The sequence below is a fragment of the Nakamurella lactea DSM 19367 genome, assembly GCF_000426645.1.
In the GTDB taxonomy this organism is placed as follows: Bacteria; Actinomycetota; Actinomycetes; order Mycobacteriales; family Nakamurellaceae; genus Nakamurella; species Nakamurella lactea.
Genome location: NZ_AUFT01000001.1, coordinates 468,189 through 487,404, shown reverse-complemented (window position 1 = coordinate 487,404; position 19,216 = coordinate 468,189). Strand labels below are relative to the sequence as shown.

Below are 19,216 nucleotides of genomic sequence, written 5' to 3'. Positions count from 1 at the left end.
TTGCGAACGAGTCATCAACGCTGAATGAGGGCAGCCCGCGAGGGACGAACGGGGTGACCTCATGAGAGGTCTGGTCTCGGCGCGCGGGGTGAACGTGGTCTACGAGCCCAACCGCGGCGCCCGGATCTGGTCGGTGCGTGATGTCGACCTCGATCTCGCCGAAGGCGAGTTCGTCGGCCTGGTGGGGGAGTCGGGTTGTGGTAAGTCGACGCTCGGCTTCGCGCTGACCCGGCTGTTGCAACCGCCGGGCAGACTGGACGGCGGGTCGATCTCGTTCGACGGCACCGACATCGCGTCGCTGTCCGGCGAACAACTGCGCGCCCAGCGGCGCAACGGGTTCGCCCTGGTGTTGCAGAGCGGGATGAACGCACTCAATCCGGTGCGCACCATCGGCCATCACTTCGGCGACATCCTGAAGGCGCACGCCAGGGATGGCGACGACTACACCAGGGCGAGCATCCGCCGGCGCGGCGGGGACCTGTTGGAACAGGTGGAGTTGAAGGCCGAGGTACTCGACCGGTACCCGCACGAACTGTCCGGCGGTATGCGGCAGCGGGTGGTGATCGCGCTCGCACTGGCGCTGGAGCCCCGGTTCATCGTCTTCGACGAGCCGACCACTGCGCTCGACGTCATGGTGCAGAAGGCGGTGATGAACACCATCAAGTCGTTGCAGGCCAGCCAGAGGTTCACCGCACTGCTGATCAGTCACGACCTGGGCACGGTGCTGGAGGCGACGGACCGGCTGTTGGTGATGTATGCCGGGCGCATCATCGAGGACAAACCGTCCGCTGAGGTACTGACCGGCGTGCACCATCCGTACACCGATGCACTGCTCGGCTGCTACGGCGACCCACGCGCCGAAGTGGTGCAGCTGCACGGAATCCCTGGCATGCCACCGGATCTGTCCACCACCGGGGGCGGTTGCCTCTACGCCGACCGGTGCGCGCTGGCGCGGAACGGATGCCGGGACAGCGTTCCGCAGCTGGCGCCGGCCGGTTCCGGCCGGGTTGCCTGCTTCGTCCGGGCACCGGCGCCGAACGCGAGGTCGAAATCGGCCGACCCACAGACGGAGGGACAACGGTGACTGCGAGCTCGGTTCCGCCACTGACGGTTGACCACGTCACCAAGACCTATGCGTCCCGGGTGCGGGGGCGCGGGAGTTTCCATGCCTGTGAGGACGTGAGTTTCGAGATCACCCCCGGAGCCGCGGTGTCGTTGGTCGGTGCCAGCGGCAGCGGCAAGTCCACACTGGCCAAGATCATCACCGGCGTGGAACACCCGAGCTCCGGCAGCATCCGGTTCGGCGACGTCGGTGTCGGGAAGTTGCGCGGAAAGGCGCTGCGGAGCTACCGGTCGGACGTCCAGATGGTGTTCCAGGACCCCTACGGTGCATTGAACCCGTTGCACACCGTCGAATACATGGTGGGTCGGCCGCTGCAGAACTTCCTGAAGATGCCCGCCGCCCGGGCCCGGGATCGGATCACCGAGCTGCTCGAGACGGTGGGGTTGGCGCCGGCCGGCCAGTTCTTGGGCAAACTGCCGCATCAGTTGTCCGGTGGGCAGCGGCAACGCGTGGTGATCGCCCGGGCGCTGGCCGCCGATCCGAAGCTGATCGTCGCGGACGAGCCCGCCTCCATGTTGGATGTGTCGTTGCGTGCCGGCGTGCTCGATCTGCTGGTGAAACTCCGGGTGGACCACGGACTTTCGCTGTTGTACATCACCCACGACCTGCTCAGCGCCAGGGTCGTCACCGACGAGATCCTGGTGCTGCACGAAGGAAAGTTGGTGGAGCGCGGCAACACCAAGCGGGTGCTGCAGAACCCGCAGGACGCGTACACCGTGCAACTGCTCGATGCCATCCCCAATCCGTTCGCCGCCGGCGACGCTGCCCCACCGGCGAGCACCGCCGCCGACGACGGCCGATAAGTCGATAGATCCCTGCTAGTCGAAAGGCACTCACATGCGTACTGCTGGAAGGATCCGCACGGTCGGCGCCGTGTTCACACTCGTCGCGTCCGCCCTCACCACGCCGATGCTCGGCGCGCCGGCCGCGCAGGCCCGCACCCTTGACTCCACCGTCCTCAATTCCACCGTGCTGAATTCCACCGTGCTGAATTCCACCGTGCTGAATTCCGCCGTGCTGAATTCCGCCGTGCTGAATTCCACCGTGCTGAATTCCACCGTGGCCGGCAGCACCGGGACAGGGACTCCCGGCGGGTCAGGATCCCTGACCCGCGCCCAGCGCGCCGAACTGATGTCGATCGCCAGGGACACCTGGAAGTTCTTCGAACAGGACCTCGATCCGCAGACCCACCTGCCGCTGGACAATCTCGGACCGGGCGCGGTCCGCGGCAGCTACACGTCAGCGGCGAACATCGGCGTCTATCTCTGGTCCGTGGTGTCAGCCGCGGATCTGGGCATCATCAAGCGGCCGCAGGAGCGCCGGCTGATCAGTCAGACGCTCACCGCGGTCGGCAAAATGAAGCGGTCGTCCGGATTTCTCTATCAGTGGTACGACACCAGCACCGGTGCTGCCATTCGCAACCCCGGGGACGTCGCCTGCTCCACCGAGACCACGCCCACCCAGGACAACTGCTACTTCCTGTCCGCGGTCGACAACGGCTGGTATGCGGCCGGTCTGATTGTCGCGCGGCAGGCCGTGCCAGAACTACGGGCGCAGGTCGATGCCCTGCTGGCGCCGATGGACTTCTCGATCTTCTACGACGCCAGGGCCCAGGACCCGAACTGCAACGTCAATGCGGCCGTCGACAACCAGCCGACCGGGCAGATGTACGGCGGCTACTACGTAGATCAGGGGCCGGCCGGCTACCACAACGGCGCCATCTACTCCGATCCGCGCATCGCGATGTACCTGGGCATGGGCCTGCGGCAGATGCCCGGCGATGTCTGGTGGCGCACCTGGCGGACGCTGCCGCCACAGCAGTGCAGCACCGATCCGGACTTCTCCTGGCAGGGTCAGTGGCCGGTCGGGGGGAGTTGGCGGACCGTGAAGGATCCGGTGTCCGGTGGCACGTTCCGGGTCTGGGAGGGTCATTACACCTACCCGGGAACCGATCTGAGCTTCCTGCCGACCTGGGGCGGCGGGATGTTCGAGGCCCTGATGGCCAACGAGGTGGTCCCGGAAACCGCCTGGGGGCCCAGTAGTTTCGGCCTCGCGAACCGGCTGACCGTGCAGGTGCAACAACGGTATGCGACCCAGCTCGGCTATCCGGTGTGGGGCCTGTCGCCGTCCAGCACCGCCGACGACACCGGCGGTTACGCCACCTACGGCGTCGAGGGCCAGGCATTCCCGGCCGGACAGGGCCTGTCCCAGTGTTCGACGTGTGCCGCCGAGACCACGGTGACCCCGCATGCGTCGTTCCTGGCCCTGCCCATCGACCCGCAGGGCGCGATGGCGAACATCGACACGCTGCGCGCGCTGTATCCGCAGGTGTACAGCCGGGACGGCGGGTTCTTCGATGCGGTGGCGCCGGGCACCGGAGCCGTCGGACATCGCCGGTTGGTGCTGGATCAGTCGATGATCATGGCCGGCATCGACAACGCGCTCAACCACAACGCGCTGAGCGGATACTTCGCCAAGGACCAGGTGTCATGGGCGGCCCGCGCGGTGTTGGGCGCCGAACGGATGACGATCGGCGGTTCGGGCCACTGACCCTGGTTGGATCGTCGGCCCGCTGACAAAGCCCTGGCCGCCGCCTACCATCTGGATCCAACGACGCGTACCGCGGCGCCGCCGGAGGGACCAGATCCTTGGCTGTCGAGACCGACTCCCAGTTCGGGGTACGGCTGCGCGCACTGCGCCTGGCGGCCGGCCTGTCCGAGGAGGCACTCGCACACCGTGCCGGCGTCGAGCCGGAGGCGATCGCGGACCTCGAACTGGGGCGACGGCGTCCACGGCCGGACACCGTATGGCTGCTGGCCGATGCGCTCGGCGTCGATGCCGCGCGGCTGCAGGTCACGCTCGACCGGGACGGCGGGCCGGCCGGGCGACTGCCCGAACAGGTGCGGCCCATACTCGGCCGGAGTACCGAGCTTGCCGAGTTGGGCAACGTGTTGACCGGGCCGGCGCGGATCGTCACCCTCACCGGCCCCGGCGGGGTGGGCAAGACCCGTCTCGCACTCGCGGTGGCGCACCAGGTCGCCCGATCGGGGCAGGGCGTGGTGCGCTGGGTGCGACTCGCGGCGATCGCCGACCCGTCGAGGCTGCCGTCAGCGGTGGCGACCGCCGTCGGTGCGCGGGAGCGCCCCGACCCGGACCCGGCAACGGCCGTGCTCGACCAGATCGGCGGTGACGCCACCGTGCTGGTTCTGGACAACTGCGAACAACTGCTCCCGGCGGTGGCCGCGTGGTGTTCCGACCTGGTGTCGCGCTCGGACCGGGTCCGGGTGCTGGCCACCAGCCGGCAGGCCCTGGGGATCGCCGACGAAATCATCTATCCGGTCGCGCCGCTGCCTGCCCCACCTGCCGGTGAACGTCCGACCATGGAGAATCTGCGCCGCTGGCCGGCCACCCGGTTGTTCCTTGACCGCGCCAAGGACGTGGTCGGAGATCTCGTCCTCGACCCGGAGTCGGCGGACGCCGTCGCCCGGGTCTGCCGCGGCCTGGACGGCCTGCCATTGGCGATCGAACTGGCCGCCGCTGGAATGGGCGCGACGACCGCCGGGCAGCTGGCGGCAGACCTTGACTCTCTGCTGGGCCCGCTGGCGGGACCGGGTGTATCGGCCGCTGGACACCACACACTGGGCACCGCCATCGGGTGGAGCTACGAGTTGCTCGAGCCGGCCGAACGGGAGCTGTTCGCCCGGTTGTCGGTTGCCGTCGGGGGTTGGACGCTGGACGCAGCGCGGCACTTCGCCGTCGGCGGGATCGTCCGAGGCGACGAAGTCGTTGCGCTGATGGCCCGGCTGGCCGGCAAGTCGTTGATCGTGCCGGACAACCGGTACGGACTCGGCCGCTACATGATGCTGCGGGTGATCCGACTGCACGCGGCCGGCCGGCTGGCAGCAGCCGGCGAGGGCGCCGCGATCCGTGCACGGCACGCCGGCTTCTACACCGGCCTGGCCGAGCGAGCGGCCGCCGGGCTGCGCGGGCCGAGCGCGCAGCAGTGGCTCGAGTGGCTGGACCCGGAGATCGACAATTTGCGCGCGGCGCAACAGTTCTGGCTGGAGTCCAGTGATGTCGACCAGGGACTGCGGGTCGCGACCGCGGTGTGGCGCTTCGCCTATCTCCGTGGTCGGTACGGCGAGGGCCGTGATGTGTTGGACGCGGCGCTGCGAGCTGCCGCCGCTGCGCCGGCCGCCGACCCGATGCTGTGGGCAGACGCATTGGTTGCCGCCGGGACGCTGGCCTATCTGCAGTGCGAGTACGACGTCGGTGCCCGGCGCATCCAGGACGGGCTGGCGCTGTACCGGGCGACGGGCCAGGTATCCGGCACGGCCGACGCACTGCAACGCCTCGGCAGCATCGCCCGAGAGCGCGGCTCGTACGCCGAGTCGATCGCCCTGCACGAGGAGGCGCTGCAGCTGTGCCAGGCGGTCGGGGACCGCGCCGGCGTCGGCGATGCGTTGAACTACCTCGCCTTCGTCCGTTGGCTGACCGGCGACTGGCAGACCTGCGAGGAGCTGGCGACCAAGGCGCTGGACCAGTTCGGTGGCCGGGCAGAGAGCGAGGGCGTCGTCTGGGCGTTGCTCAACCTCGGTATCGCTTCGCGGTATCGCGGCGCCCGGCAGCGAGCGGGCCGACTCCTGCAGGAGAGCAAAAAGCTGTGCGAGCGGCTGGGCTACGCCGAAGGGACCGCCTGGTGTCTTGACCAGCTGGGTGCGCTGGACCGCGATCAGGGGAGGCTGGACTCCGCCTGGAGCCTGCAGCAGCAGAGCCTGACCAGGCATGCTCGGATGGGGGATCGGTGGCGGGCGGCCGGCGTGTTGGACGGGCTCGCGGCAACGGCGACCCGTCGCGCCCGCTATCAAACGGCAGCGCGGCTGCTCGGCACCGCGGAGGCGCTGCGGACATCGATCGGCACACCGATTCCGCCGTGCGAGGGCGCGGAACGCGAGGCAACGGTGGCAGCCGTGATCGATGCCCTCGGCCAGCACCGGTACGCGGAACTGACCGGCGTGCTTCGCCCGGAGCGGATGCTCGCCAGGCTGGAATCCGGCTTCGAACCTGTCTGATCGCTTCGGTCGCCCCTGAGCGCTGCGGCTGTCGGCAGTGAACCAAGGACACGGCGGCCGGGCTGTCCTCAGACCCGGCCGCCGTGCCCGCTCATGGTGAAACAGATGCCCACATCGCCGCGGGTTGGACGGCGCGGCGATGTGGGCATCATCCACGCGCGGTGCGCATCGGCCCAGGGGCTGACCGGTGCACACCGCGCAGCTCGGGCGCTAGTGCGCGCGCTGGTGGTGCGTCCGTTGCCGCCGTCGACCGAACAGCAACAGTGCGGAGCCGAACAACAGCGACAGGACGCCGATACCGACGACCGGCAGCAGCGGTCCGGCACCGGTCTGCGCGAGGTGCTCGGAGCTGTCGGTGGGCGGACTGACCGTGCCTTCGGTGTCGCGCGTCTCGTCGACGTAGCTTGCCGGGATCGTGCTGCTCGGGGTGCTCGGGGTGCTCGGGGTGCTCGGGGTGCTCGGGGTGCTCGGGGTGCTCGGGGTGCTCGTGCTGGTCGGGGTGCTCGTGCTGGTCGTCGCCGGGGTAGCCGAACAGGTCAGATCATCGAACGTGACCGTGTACGAGACGTCGCGGACGGTCGTGGACGTCCAGAGGTTGGGCAGGTTGCCCCACTTGTAACCGTCCTTCAGGTTCGCCGTCACCGTGACGGTGCCACCGGGAGTTTCGTCGCCAGCCTTGGTGTAGGTGATCGAATCGGTATCGATGGTGCTGACCGACGGCGGAATCACCGTGCCGAGGCCGTCGCAGGACGCCATGGTAATCGTCGGCACCGTCGGCGTTGTCTCCTCGCGGCAATCGATGTTGTCGAGTTCGACGACGTGGTTGACGGTGTCGGGGGCGCCGTATGTCCAGCCGTCGGGGAGCACGCCCCACCGGGATTTGTAGCCAACTAACGTCGCTGTGACGGTGACCGTGCCGCCGGCAACCTCTTCACCGGCCTTGCTGTACAGGAGATCGACCCCATCCGGCGCCAGAGTGACCGTTGGCTGGGTGATGTCGCCGGGACCGGCGCAGGATGCCTGGGTCACCTGCGGATTCACCGGCACCTGCATGTTGCGGCAATCAATGTTGTCGAGTTCGACGACGTAGTTGACTTCGGAGGCGAAGGCGCCAGGTGTCCAGCCGTCGGGCAGGGTGCCCCAGCGGTAGCCGTAGCCCAAAGTCGCGGTGACCGTGACCGTGCCGCCGGCCACTTCGTCACCGGACTTGCGATAAGCCAACCCGTCGTCAGGCGGCAGCGCGACCGTCGGTGGTGTCACGTCGCCGGGTCCGGCGCAGGACGCCTGGGTGACGTCAGGTGCCGTGGGGGTGGCGATTTCGATGCAGTCGACGATGTCCAGCGTCACCCTCCAGGTGGCGCTGCGGTTGACGGTGGATGGTGTCCAGCCGTCGGGCAGGGTGCCCCAGCGGTAGCCGTAGCCCAGAGTCGCGGTGACCGTGACCGTGCCGCCGGCCACTTCGTCACCGGACTTGCGGTAATCCACCCCTGCTGCACTCGGCGGCAGTGTGACCGACGGTGGTGTTACGTCACCGGGTCCGGCGCAGGACGCCGGTGTCACGTCCGGGGTCACCGGCGTCACGTACCGAAGACAGTCGATGTTGACGAGATCGACGGTGCGGGTGGCGCTGCGATTGTCAGTGGCGGCGGTCCAGCCCGCCGGGAGGTCGTCCCATTGGTAGTGGTCGGCCAGGGTCGCTGTCACGGTGACGGTGCCGCCCGCGACCTCGCTGCCGATCTTCGTGTAGGTGATGCCGTTACCGTCATCCGGCAGGGTGACCGATGGTGGCGTCACGTCGCCGGGTCCGGCGCAGGAGGCCTGGGAGACAGTGGGATTCACCGGCACCGTTGGGGTGTCGCAGTTCGGCGAGTCCAGGATGATCTCGTACGAGACCGTTCCGTCCGCCAGGGGTACCCAGCCGCTCGGTAGCGGGCTGGCCCAGGTGTAGGTCGGGCTCAGGGCGCCGATTACGTGCACGGTTTCGCCCGGCGCCTGCGTTCCCTCGATCGAGTAGGTGACGCCGCCGCCGTTCCGTACCGGCACGACCTGGGGGTCCGTCTGCTGGTTGCCGTCGCACGTCGATTGGGTGACGGTCGGGTCCAACGGGTTGGTCGCTCCCGAAGCGACACCGCCGCGAGTGCGCTGCAGGTAAGCGGGGAGATCCTCGTCGTCCTCCTGGTTCTCGGAGCTGGAGGTGTAGTGAGCGGTGTTCTCGATGACGAGATCGCCGGCCTCGCTCGGGTCGGTGATGATGAACGGGATGGTGACGTACGGCTGAGCGCCGGTGGTGGCGGCATCAGGAACGTCGCGGATCGTGAACGTCAGCGAGGTTTCGGTGCAGTTGTAGGCCGTCTCGACGCCACCGGCGGTGCCCCTGGCGGAGGCGCCAGTGCAATTGAAGATCCAGGACGGCCCTCCGGCCGTCGCCTGAAAATCCACGAGCGACACTTCGTCGAGTGGACCCGGGGGCAGCGTGATCTTCCAGGCGCCTCGCGTCTGTTCGCCGTTGAGCCAGTAGGCGCTCTTGAAGGCCTCCGTCAGTCCACCGGGGTCGCCAGGGACTGTCGGCACGACGGTGACGTGACCTTCCCAGGTGGCAACACCGGAAGTGAAGAGCAGGGTCTTGTCGCCGGCCTCGATGCTGGCTTGGCGGAAGGACGTCTGCCAGAAGGCCCGGCCGTCGGTGGAATCGTTGCCGTTGACGTACGACGTCACGGTGAAGGTCGCGAGACCAGCGTCGCTGATCGTCACGTCAGCGACCTTCGTCGCGCCATCGGGCGTGAAGATGGCGAAGCCGGTCGTGAGCGCCTTCAACCGCGGATCGAGCTGCAGCGTGAAGGTATCGCCCGCCTTAGCGGACCCGCCTTGGTCGATGCCCTTGCCGATGTGGAAGGAGACGTCCACCCGCATGGGCTGACCCCCGCCGACGTCGCCGCCCTCGTTGGCCATCACCACGTCGGTGATCGCGTCGGGGATGACGGCGGCCGCCGCCGGGCTGATCGGCGTCAGGAAGGCGCCGGTGCACAGGGCCACCAGCAGCACGCCGAGTACCCGCGCCGCGGCGGTGATCGGCCGTAGCCGCGCTCCGGCGGCGCCGGCCCGGTGGCGCCCGATTCGGGGGCTGGGCGGCTCACTGGGGGGAGGAGGTACTGGCGAGGAGGGATATCGGCGACGTTGTCGGGGCAGGAGGGGATGGGCACTGCGTGCGGACATGGGAGTTCTCCGACGGGTAGGCGAGGACATTGATGTGTAGCCACCGGCCGCCGCGGACGGTCCCGAGCCAACACGGAGCGAAGCCTAGGGGCACCGTTTGGTGGTATGTGAGCACTGGTAAGTTTCGGCGTTAGTCGGCAGTTCATGCCGCAGAGTCGCTTTTGACCCCGACGGCGCCGACGCGAAGGATCACGATGAGCAAACCTCCTGCTCGCAGTCGAAGCCGAAAGGGTGACGGACCTACTCTGCGTGACGATTTGTTTGCCGCCGGTGCTGCGATCCTCGCGGAGACCGGGGATCCCCGCGCCATCACCATTCGGCGGGTCGCCGAGGTCTGTGGTGTCAGTCAGGCCGCCATCTACCTGCATTTCCACAGCCGCGACGAGTTCGTCTACGACCTCGCGCGCGAGGCGTTCAACGCGTTCTACGACGCCCGGTTCGACGAGATTGCGGGCATCACCGATCCGGTGAAGCGGATCAAGCTGCTCGGGATGGCCCTGACCGACTTCGCGATGGAGAACCGGCGCCTGTACCACGTGTTGTACATGGGTGACGGCAACGAACGCGACCCAGGTCGCTTCGACGGCCAGGAAATTCTTACCAAAACGATGTTCGGCACCAGAGTGATCCACGAGGTCACGGAAGCGATGCGGCAGGGCATGATCGCCCCCGGAGATCCACGGCTGGTCGCCTGCCTCTTGTGGATGTCCATGCACGGCACCGCGTCGCTGTTGATCGCCCTGCCCGGATATCCGTTGCCGCCGGCGGACTTCGTGGTCGAGGCGATGGTCGAGTTCACCGCGAATGCCGTGGCCCGGCCGCTGGGCCCGAAGTTCATGCCACGGCGCCCGGGGTGATCCGGCAAGATCGCCGCGGCGATTGCCGTCGCTAGCTCGAAGGCTGGCTCACCAGGCGGTCGCCCAGTTCGGTGCGCCGGTAGACGACGCGATGCCCGACCCGTGCGCCGGCAATGAGCCCGGCGTTGCGGAGCACTGCGAGGTGCCCTCCGACCGTTCCGAGTGCTGCGCCGAGTTCGGTGGCCAGATCGCTGGTGGTGGCCGGCCGGGCGAGTTCGCGCAGGATCCGGGCGCGCCCGGGCCCGACCAGCCGGTCAACGGCTTCTTGTTCGTGCGGTGGCGGCTCGTCAGCCATGCCGCGAGCGGGGTAGATGAGGGCGAAGCCGTCGGGCGGCCATTCGGCCAGCCAGGTCCCGGTCCCTCGGGAGACGGGCACGAACTGCAGGCCGCTGTCGCCGACCTGCCGATCCGGGACGGTGTGCCAGGTGGTGAACTGGATCGCGTCCGCGGCGATCCAGGCGCTGTGTCGGCTCATCCGATCGACGGCCGCCGGCCAGCCGTAGGCGGCCAGCAGGCCGGCCCGGAACATCACGTCACGTTCCAGGATCGCCCGCCGGCGCAACCAGTCCGGTTCGACGTGTCGTGTCCAGACGTGCTGGATCAGATCGGCGATCCGGTCGGCCAGGTCGTTTCCGGTTGCCCACTTCAGGTCGTGCCGCTTCCAGCTGTGCTTGCAAGCAGTGGTGAGCTCGTCGATCACCGAGGCATCGTTGAACGACCGGACCCGGGGCAGCTCGTCGGCCAGGCTGGTCTTCATGCCCTGGTTGGGGGGGACGCAGACCGGGGCGGGGAGCCACTTCGTGCTGGCTATCAGCGAGACGAATCCGCTGGCGAAAGGATTGTCGGCCAAGAACTTCCGGAACTGCCGGCGATGCGACCCGGCCCATGGATCTGGCCAGCGGTCGTCATTGCGCTCGAGCGCGTGCATGGCGCTCACCGTTTCGGCCAGCGGTGACAGCGCGAACCGGGACCTGGCAACGGCCTCCGGGCTGAGCCTGAGCAACGACGGCATGTTTCGCCTCCCACCGAAAGACTACAACGACCAGGGTTGCTCAGTCAGGCTGCCATGCTGTGACCAACCCCTTGCGGCGCCCCGTCTTCGCCTGGTTCTTCGCCGGTCGGCTCACGTCATTGCTGGGCAGTTCGATGGCGCCGGTTGCGCTGGTGTTCGCCGTCCTTGATGCGTCGACCGGCCCGAACGATCTCGGAATTGTGTTGGCCGCCAACCTGATACCGCACCTGTTGCTGCTGCTGGTCGGCGGGGCGACGGCAGATCGGTTCTCCCGGCGCACGGTCCTGGCGATCGCCAACGTCGGATCTGCCGTCACCCAGGGCGCCGTGGCAACCATCCTGCTCACCGATACCTATTCGCTGGCGGCGATTGCGGGCCTTGAGTTCGCCAACGGTGCGCTCGCCGCATTCACCACACCTGCCCTTCGGGGGATCGTCCCCGAACTGGTCGGCGTCGACCAATTGCTGAAGGCCAACGCGCTGCTCGCGTCCACTCGCAACGCGAGCAGGATCATCGGACCCTCGGCGGCCGGCCTGCTCGTCGCAGCCGCCGGGAGCGGGCTCGCCCTCGCGTTCGACGCGGCCAGCTACGCAGTGGCGGCGATCTGTCTGCTGCACCTGGATCGGTCAGCCAAGGCGCCGACAGCGCCCACCTCGCTGTGGCGCGACATCCGGGAGGGGTGGTCGTACTTCCGGTCCGTCCGCTGGCTGTGGCCGGTGTCGCTGGCGTTCTTCGTCGTCAACCTGGTCCAGACCGGGCCGTGGCAGATCCTCGGCCCGCAGATCGTCAGCCAGCACAGTGGCCCGCAGGGCTGGGGTCTGATCTTGAGCGCGCGGGCCATCGGGCTGCTGGCGATGAGCGTGCTGGCGTATCGACTTGTGGTCCGCTACTACCTTCGCGTCACCCTGCTGGCCAGTGTCGTCGCAGCGGTCCCGCTACTCGGCCTCGGCGTCGGCCTGCCCCTAGGGTGGCTCGCCGTCGCCGCAATAATCGGCGGCGTCGGCTCCTGCGCCGCCGCTGTCACCTGGGACACCGCACTGCAGGAACACGTTCCTGCGAACAAGCTTTCGCGGGTTGCCTCGCTCGACGATCTGCTCTCCTACGCTGCGATTCCACTGGGCCAACTCGTGGCCGCCCCACTGGCGAGAAGCTTTGGCGCCCAAACGGTCTGTCTAGTAGCTGCGCTGGTCTGGATGGTGGCCACCGTGATTCCGCTGGCACACCGATCGGTCCGCAATCTCGGACACCCTGGTGCAGTTCAGTCGGCGGCGGGCGCTTCGTAGAGCAGCCGTCGGACTGCCGAGCGAGATTCGAGTAGCGCGAAGCCGAGCCCGAACGGCGCCCTTGGCGAGGAGCCCCACCTCGAGGGTGGCTCGTGGAATGGATGTGAGACTGCGTGACGCTGATCTGGCGGCCGGCATCGTGGCCGGGAAGGTCGGTGCTGTGACGGACTGATCCGCTTTTGCACGGACAGATCCTGCCAGTGCGGCTATTGCATGGGTGAGCTCTGCGGGTGGGGGTCGACCTGGCCGTCGACCTGGCCCTCGACCTGGCCTTCGACGGGGAGCACTTGAGGACCCCGTCGTCGCTTGGCCTGGTTGGGCGCGGCCGGACCGACCGTCGAACCGGTCCGGTCGATCAATTTGAAGACGGCCATCAGCACCAGCGCCAGCACGACGACGAACGAGGTGTTGCGGAGGGCCGTCCAAAAGCCGATCTGCTGAACGTTCAGGAACGGGTAGGGATACCAGTGGACGAGCGCGCCGCGGACGAACGTGTAAGCGATCCAGGCGATCGGCCAGACGAGCGCCCAGGCCATGGTGGCGCGGTCGATCCGCGGGCGTGGCCCGAACAGTAGCCAGCCGAGCAGGGTGGCCCAGGGAGCGATGTAGTGGAATCCGATGGTGGCGACGAGTTGCCAACCGCTGGGGTGCACGTAGTGGATGAGGATCAGGTCGAAGACCAGGCCGGTGATGACGATGCCGAGTAGCGCGTCCAGCCGCAGGACGCGCCAGAATCGGCCGTCCCTCCGTGGGTCGATGACCAGGGTGATGGCGACGATCAACACCAGCAGGTTGCTCTGGATGGTGAAGAAGCTCAGGGTCTGAATCATCCTGGTTCCGATCCCGACCGAGGCGACGGTGTCGCCGGTGTTGGGGTCGGGGCCGCCGGTGAGGATCAGCGCCAGCTGGATCACCAGAGCGACGGCAATGTCCACAACGATGACGGCGTGCCAGATGCGGGAGGCTTTGGGCGTTCGCCACCCGATTATCGCGATCTTCCGGTTCATGCTGCTCATCATCGTCTGTCCGATTCCTGGCTGGGCTGCGCCGATCCGTACAGATCGGGCGAAATACTGCGAGGAGGTCACCGGGGGGGGGCGCCTATCGGCCGAAGACCCGGCGCAGGTTGCCGGCATGTTCGGCAGTGAGCCGGCGGTGAAATATCCGGTCCCGGTAGTGGTCCCGATCCTGGTGGTGGCGCGCCCCGGCGATCTGTGCGGCGAGTTCTGTCGGGACGTCCTGGTCGGTGATGGTGAGCAACGCCGAACTGCCCTGCCGCAGACCGGCGCGCAACAGGTGGATGAGCTGCGCATCGACGCCGACCTCCTGAAGGTAATGCGACTCGGGACCGTCGCCGGCCAGTAAAGGCGCAGCGAAGACATGGCCGTGGAGCAGACCCCAGAACGACTGGTCGAGCGGCGCGAGTTGGGCGATGTTGCCAGCGCCGCGGGTGTGCGGCGACGGCGCTGTTTTCGGCCAGAGGATCAGCCAGGCGTCATTGATCGGCAGCCGATCGAGCGCGGAGAGCATCGCCACCTCTCGCTCGGCCCGGAGGGCGCCGTCGACGTCGGCGAATCGCCAGACGGTGAGGGTGGTCATCGCGCCCCCTCGTGCGAGGGCATGGTGGCCACGGTCACGGCACGAGGCTCGGGGTGGAATCGGCCGGCAGTTGCGCCACCAGACGTTGGGCGCGGCGGTGGATCAGCTCGGCCTGGATTGCCATCATCAGCGCCAGCATGATGAGGATTTCGCCGAATCCGCCGGTATCACTGGCATGGGCGAAGTAGGCGATGGTGCCCAGCACGAATTTCGAGGCGATCAGCGCCAGGAACAGCGAGACCGTCACGGCGGTGCCCTGGCTGTAGATCCGGCCGCCTTCGGCCCAGATCCGGGTCAGCCGACCGCGGACCTGCCCGACGACCACACTCAGCACGATGCTGATCGCCAGGAAGGCGATGGCCAATCGGGTGCGAGGCAGCTCGATCCCGCCGATGACCAACCCGACAACCCCGTAGATCACCGCCAGCTTGAAGCGGGTGGAGGCGACGATCTGGTGCCGGCGGGTCTGCTGATAGACGGCGTATCCGGTGAGGGCCAGGATGGCTAGGAGTTCGTACGGGGACATGAGCTTTCCGATCTGCTTTGGCGGTCGACGGCCGCGACTTGCGGCGGCAGATCAGATGCTGCCCGGACCGGTTCCAAAACCGCTCCAATCGATCTTGGAGCGCTTCCAACGGGACGAGCCCGCCCTGCTGCGGCGGGTGGAAGCCGTTGATCGTCAGCGGGTTCGGGTCTGTCCGAGGGCGTGGGTCGGCGTCATCGTCAGTCCTTCGCGCCAGGCGAGTTCATAGTCGGTGGGTCCGAGCAGCTGCCGCGCACTGTCGAGCTGGTCCTCGGTGGTGGGCCGGGTCGGCCAGCCGATGCCCGCCCGGCGGCTCTGTGCCTGCGACGCGGCGAACAGGGCGACGCCCTCCCGGTGGTCTCCGCTGGCCACCATCAGTGCCGCGCGCCCTTCGATCGGCATCGCCTCCAGTCGCGCACCGAGCCGGACCTGCACGTCGGTCATCCGGTCGGTCCAGACCAGCCCGTCGGCCGGGTCGCGGAGCGGCACCGCGAGCGAGGTCCGCACGATGCAACAGATCCAGCCGGCGAGCAGCACACCACCGGCAAGCGCCCGCTGGTAGATGTCCCCGGCCCGTTCGGCGCTGCGTTCTGGTGGGGTGGTGGCGATGGTGGCAAAGCAGGCAACAGCTTCCGCCATCAGCTCGAAGTCGGTGCTGCCGCCGGCGGCGATGGCCTTGATGCGTTCGCCGAGCACGGCCACCAAACCGAAGTCCTGGTGCAGTGCACCGACCAGGGCCAACGAGGCCAGGTGCTCGATGACGTCAGCCCGTCGCGCCGTGGGGATCGTGCCAAGTTCCGCCAGGGCATGGTCGAACAGCGGCCGGGCCAGATCGAACCGGCCACGCATGCCGTGCAGGCCGGCCAGGCTCAGCTCGGTCATCGCGGCATCCAGCGGGTCGGTGTCGGGCGGCGGCGGGACGGCCAGTTCCAGCCAATGCAGCGCCTCGACCATCCGTCCGCGGTAGTACCAGAAGTTGGAGATCCGGGAGAGGGTGAAGCCGGCGGACGGGTCGGGTCGGTCGACCAGCACGGACTGCAGGCTGGCCCGAACGGTGCCGAAGTCGTGATCCAGCGACCGGTACCAGCCGTGGTCGTCGGCGCGGCCCACCTGAGGACGACGATCCAGCATCGCCCGCAGCCAGCGGTGGCGACTTGCGACCGCGTCCGATACTTCGCCCGCAGCAAGGAGTTCCGTCTCGGCGTGGCTTCGGACAGTGGCGAGCTGACGGAAGGTCGACTCCTCGTCCGGGTCGGTGGCCCGGGTTGCGCTGACCAACGACTTGTGCGCCAGCGAATCCAAGAGCGTGGGGATGTCGGCCGGACTCAACGGGGCGAAGCCGGCGACCGCGGCTGCGCAGCCCCGGGTGAACGGCCCACGCAGCACCGACAGGCGGCGGTGCAGGATCTGCTCTTCGGAGCCCAGCAGCCGGTGGCTCCCGTCGATGACGTCGCGGATGGTGCGGCGGTGATCGGCGCGGCCACCGCGACCGCCGACCCTGGCCAGCCCGCCGGGATCGGCGCGAACCTGCCCGGCGATTTCGATCAACGAAGCAGTTCGCACCCGGGCCGCGGCCAGCTCCAGTGCCAACGGCAGACCGTCGACAGCGTCACAGACATCGGCGGCCAGCTGTAGCTGCGCCTCGTCGAGTTCGGCGGTCGGGTCGGCCTCGTGCACGCGGGTGAGAAACAGCTCCAGGGCTGACGAGGAACCCGGTTCGGACTCGGCCGGCACCGTCAAGGGCTGTAGCGGCCAGGTGATCTCGCCCGGCACCGAGATCGGCTCGCGGCTGGTGGCCAGCACGTGGACGGCGGAGTCGTCACCGAGCAGATCACCCAGCAGGTCGTAGATGATGGGAGCGACGTGTTCGCAGTTGTCGAACACCAGCAGCATCCGCCGGTCCCGGGTGTACTCCCGCAGTTGCGAGGCCACCGGTCCGGTGGCCGCCGGGGACAGCCCGATGGTGGAGGCGACCAGGTCGACCACGATGTCGGGCTGCTCGATGGCCGTCAGGTCGACCAGCCAAACGCCGTCCGGGAACTGCTCGGCCGTGTCCCGGGCGACCTCGATCGCCAGCCGGGTCTTGCCGCATCCGGCGGCGCCCACGACGGTGATCAGCGGATGCCGCTCGACCAGCTTGACCAGCGACGCCAGTTCAGTCGACCGTCCGATCAGCGCGGACAATCGCCGGGGGAGGTTCGCCACGGCCTGAGTCGCCGGCGCCACCGTGGCCGGTGGACGGTCCAGCGCCGCGTCCCGGCTGAGCATCCGCTGCTGCAGCTGTTGCAGCTCCGTTCCGGGCTCGAGGCCGAGTTCGTCGAGCAGCAGTTCCCGGGCGTCGCGGAAGGCCCGCAGCGCCTCGTCCGGTCGGCCCGATCGGTACAGCGCCAGCATCCGCTGCGCCCACACCTCCTCGCGCAGTGGGAGTTCCCGGACGAGCACGCCAGAGTCGATCACCGCCAGGTTGAGGTCGCCGCCGGCGAGCAGACCGTCGACCCGCCGGATCCGCAGCTGGTTGCGGGTCTCGACCAATCGGGCCACCGCCGCTGCGGCCCACGAGGCGTCGGCGGAGGCGCCGTAAGGGGGACCCCGCCACAGTGCCAACGCTTCGTCGCACCGCCGGACCGCCCGCTGCGGATCAGTGTCCAGCAGCATCCGTGCCTGATCCGCGAGGTGCACGAACGACGCCGACTCCGCCTCGTCGGATGCCAGCACGAGGCGATAGCCGTTGGCGTCGTTGACCAATACCGTCGACGGGGCGCCGCGTGGCCGGTCCGGCTCCAGCACCTGCCGGATCCGCCAGATGTGACTCTCCAACGTCGACTGCGAACCGGCGCGCCCGGAATCGCCCCACACAGCGTCCAGCAGCGTGTCTACGGCTACTCGCTGGTTCGTGTTCACCAACAGCGCGGCCAGCGCAGCCTCCGGCCGGCGACCAAGCAGCGTGGTTTCACCGTCCACCTCCACCGTGATCGGGCCGAGGTCACGGATACGCATGCGCACGGTCAGAACATAGCGCGACTACGCAGCGATGTGTCGTCCTGAGCGGTTGTGACGATTACCCGGCAAAGGTTCAACGTCACCAGCCCGCGGGCCTTCGTCCTGCGAGACGACCGAATCGAGGAACTGCGGATCACGTGTGGTGGCGGCCGCCGCCGAGGTCCTCGGGACCAGCCAGCAGGGCGGGCAGATCGATGCCGTACCGGACGAACCGGTCCTGGTGCGGCGGAAAGCCCTGGGCCCGAACGAGTGTGCCGTCCTCGGTGGTGAAGATGTCGGCGGTCTCGATCACCCCGGCCTCGACCCGTCCGGGTAGCGCGACGATCTCCCGGATCCGTCGGGAGCCGTCCGGTTCGATCCCCAGCTGTACCACCAGGTCCACCGAGGCGGCGACCGTCGGCACCACGAATGCGTCGGTGACGTTTTCGCCGGCCAGCAGCGGCAGTGTGCAGAGCTTCACCACCGCCTCCCGGGCGGAATTGGCGTGTACAGAACACATTCCGGGCAGGCCAGAGTTCAACGCGATCAGCAGATCCAGCGATTCCTCCTGCCGGACCTCGCCGACGATGATCCGGCTCGGCCGCATCCGCAGCGCCTCCTTGACCAGCCGGCGCAGTCGGATCTCGCCGTGCCCCTCCAGGTTCGGCTGCCGGGTCTGCATGGCCACCACATCCGGCAGGTTGGGGCGCAGCTCGAAAACTTCCTCGCAGCTGACCACCCGTTCGCGCGGCGGGATCGAATTGATCAGGGTGTTGAGCAGCGTCGTCTTGCCGGCCTGGGTGCCGCCGGAGACGATGACGTTCAAGCCGGCCACCACGGCCGCCTCCAGGAAACGGGCGGCATGTGCGGTCAACGTTCCGCGGGCAACCAGATCTTCCAACCCGTTGGCCGCCACCACGAACTTGCGGATGTTCAGCGACAGGTGCTCGCGGGTGATGTCCGGGATCACCGCGTGCAGCCGGCTGCCGTCCGGCAGCAGCGCGTCGACGAACGGGCTGGACAGATCCAGCCGCCGGCCCGACGGCTTGAGCATCCGCTCCACCAGGTCGCGGATCTCGCCGGGGGCGAGCATGGTGGTCGTCAGCTCCGAACGGCCGTGCCGGGCGACGAAAACCCGGCCGGGCTCGTTCACCCAGATCTCCTCGACCTCGGGGTCGTCCAGGAACCGCTGCAACGGGCCGAAGCCGGCCAGCGCGTCGAAGACGAACCGAGTGGTCGCGTCCGGGTCGAGCAGCGGCGGCAGCGAACTGTTCGGCACCCGTTCCTCGTAGTGCGCCACCACCTCGTCGATCAGCGACTTCGCCGCCCTGCGGTCGGCGACCGGATCCAGCCCGCGCCGCCGGATCAGCTCCCGCACCTCGTCGTGGATGTGCTCGGTGGCCGTCGTTGTCGTCATCGGTAGCCCCTCCCGTCCGGCCGGTATCGCGGCATCGGTCCGTGCGAAAACCGTAGCCTGTGTCGGCCGCCGCTTCCGCATTGTCCACAGGGCGGTCCTTGTCGTGAGACAGTCGAGGGTGCGGCTGCGAACGTCGGG

Annotated in this window: 13 protein-coding genes; 6 read left to right on the top strand and 7 right to left on the bottom strand. The window is 68.3% G+C overall.

The window, feature by feature from the left end; all coding sequences use genetic code 11:
- Positions 1–61: 61 nt before the first annotated feature.
- The 4 genes from K340_RS0102435 (at position 62) to K340_RS26950 (ending at position 6,195) form a co-directional block, all read left to right on the top strand.
- The gene (locus K340_RS0102435) at positions 62–1,084 is read left to right on the top strand and encodes an ABC transporter ATP-binding protein (protein ID WP_029135530.1); all 1,023 of its coding nucleotides are present in this window, start codon (positions 62–64) and stop codon (positions 1,082–1,084) included.
- Entirely contained in the window at positions 1,081–1,926 is an 846-nt protein-coding gene (locus K340_RS26960; RefSeq protein ID WP_211229220.1) for an ABC transporter ATP-binding protein, read from the top strand. The genes K340_RS0102435 and K340_RS26960 overlap by 4 nt, the downstream gene beginning before the upstream one ends.
- Positions 1,927–2,137: 211 nt before the next feature.
- Positions 2,138–3,673: a glucoamylase family protein gene (locus tag K340_RS26955; RefSeq protein ID WP_407662195.1), complete on the top strand. Its 1,536-nt coding sequence runs from the start codon at positions 2,138–2,140 to the stop codon at positions 3,671–3,673.
- 98 nt (positions 3,674–3,771) lie between these two features.
- A complete protein-coding gene (locus tag K340_RS26950; protein ID WP_051264838.1) occupies positions 3,772–6,195 on the top strand; it encodes an ATP-binding protein in 2,424 nt (807 codons plus the stop codon).
- Between the two features lie 210 nt (positions 6,196–6,405).
- Here K340_RS26950 and K340_RS36375 read toward each other — a convergent pair whose 3' ends face one another.
- Positions 6,406–9,237, bottom strand: a complete 2,832-nt coding sequence (locus tag K340_RS36375; protein ID WP_029135529.1) for an Ig-like domain-containing protein — start codon at positions 9,235–9,237, stop codon at positions 6,406–6,408.
- Between the two features lie 365 nt (positions 9,238–9,602).
- Between K340_RS36375 and K340_RS0102410 the strand changes: the two genes are divergently transcribed.
- The gene (locus K340_RS0102410; RefSeq protein ID WP_084613935.1) at positions 9,603–10,265 is read left to right on the top strand and encodes a TetR/AcrR family transcriptional regulator; all 663 of its coding nucleotides are present in this window, start codon (positions 9,603–9,605) and stop codon (positions 10,263–10,265) included.
- A 31-nt stretch (positions 10,266–10,296) separates the two neighbouring features.
- On the opposite strand, the gene K340_RS0102405 is transcribed toward K340_RS0102410, so the two are convergent.
- Positions 10,297–11,277 carry an ArsR/SmtB family transcription factor gene (locus K340_RS0102405; protein ID WP_029135527.1) on the bottom strand — a complete coding sequence of 327 codons (981 nt, stop codon included), beginning with the start codon at positions 11,275–11,277 and terminating at the stop codon, positions 10,297–10,299.
- Positions 11,278–11,336: 59 nt separating this feature from the next.
- On the opposite strand from K340_RS0102405, the gene K340_RS0102400 reads away from it, so the two are divergent.
- Complete coding sequence (locus K340_RS0102400) at positions 11,337–12,560, top strand: MFS transporter (protein WP_037362234.1); 1,224 nt, start codon at positions 11,337–11,339, stop codon at positions 12,558–12,560.
- A gap of 206 nt (positions 12,561–12,766) precedes the next feature.
- Here K340_RS0102400 and K340_RS26945 read toward each other — a convergent pair whose 3' ends face one another.
- The 5 genes from K340_RS26945 to K340_RS26940 form a co-directional block, all read right to left on the bottom strand.
- Positions 12,767–13,567, bottom strand: a complete 801-nt coding sequence (locus tag K340_RS26945) for a Pr6Pr family membrane protein (RefSeq protein ID WP_169726897.1) — start codon at positions 13,565–13,567, stop codon at positions 12,767–12,769.
- 94 nt (positions 13,568–13,661) lie between these two features.
- Positions 13,662–14,159: a DUF1269 domain-containing protein gene (locus K340_RS0102390; RefSeq protein WP_029135525.1), complete on the bottom strand. Its 498-nt coding sequence runs from the start codon at positions 14,157–14,159 to the stop codon at positions 13,662–13,664.
- Positions 14,160–14,193: 34 nt separating this feature from the next.
- Positions 14,194–14,685 carry a hypothetical protein gene (locus K340_RS0102385; RefSeq protein WP_029135524.1) on the bottom strand — a complete coding sequence of 164 codons (492 nt, stop codon included), beginning with the start codon at positions 14,683–14,685 and terminating at the stop codon, positions 14,194–14,196.
- Positions 14,686–14,838: 153 nt separating this feature from the next.
- On the bottom strand, positions 14,839–17,679 hold the full coding sequence (locus tag K340_RS0102380; protein WP_029135523.1) for an AfsR/SARP family transcriptional regulator: 2,841 nt from the start codon (positions 17,677–17,679) through the stop codon (positions 14,839–14,841).
- Between the two features lie 136 nt (positions 17,680–17,815).
- Positions 17,816–19,078 carry a CpaF family protein gene (locus K340_RS26940; RefSeq protein WP_037362232.1) on the bottom strand — a complete coding sequence of 421 codons (1,263 nt, stop codon included), beginning with the start codon at positions 19,076–19,078 and terminating at the stop codon, positions 17,816–17,818.
- Between the last annotated feature and the right edge of the window lie 138 nt (positions 19,079–19,216).